The organism is Acidihalobacter sp. (assembly GCF_037381185.1).
Taxonomy (GTDB): domain Bacteria; phylum Pseudomonadota; class Gammaproteobacteria; order DSM-5130; family Acidihalobacteraceae; genus Acidihalobacter_A.
In genome coordinates this window covers 1-556 of record NZ_JARRQY010000101.1, presented here as the reverse complement: position 1 = coordinate 556, position 556 = coordinate 1, and the positions used below count along the sequence as shown (strand labels likewise).

1 pseudogene is annotated in these 556 nt (G+C 70.0%); it reads right to left on the bottom strand.

What is annotated here, in order from left to right:
• Positions 1-58: 58 nt before the first annotated feature.
• A pseudogene (locus tag P8014_RS20180) lies at positions 59-556 on the bottom strand (acetate kinase); the annotation flags it as partial.

The following is a 556-nucleotide window of genomic DNA, read 5'->3' as shown; positions in this document are numbered from 1 at the left end:
CAGCGACTCGCTCATGGTGGTGCTCCTGCGGCGCCATGCCGCGTGATCGAGGGAGCGATCATCCCGGCAGCGTACGGGATGAAGGCGGTGAAACGGCTTGCAGCATGTGCGTGGTATGCGCGGCGATCATCGCCTCCTCGTCGGTGGCGACGATGCGCACCTCGACGCGGCTGCGTGGCGTGCTGATCACGGGTGCGTGGCGCGCGTTGGCGCTCTCGTCGCACTCGATCCCCAGCCACGCCAGCCGCGTGCAGACCGCCGTGCGGATCGATGCCGCGCGTTCGCCGATGCCGGCGGCGAACACCAGTCCGTCCAGGCCGCCAAGGCTGCTGGCCAGTGCGCCGGCCTCGCGCGCGATGCGGAACACGAACAGCTCGATCGCTTCCTTCGCGCGGACGTCGTCGCTGGCCAGCAGCATGCGCATGTCGTTGCTGATGCCGGACACGCCGAGCAGGCCGCTGTCGTGGTACAGCATGTGCTCGACCGCGGCGGCGGACAGGCCATGCGCCTGCTGCAGATAGAGCACCGCGCCGGGATCGAGCGTGCCGCAGCGCGT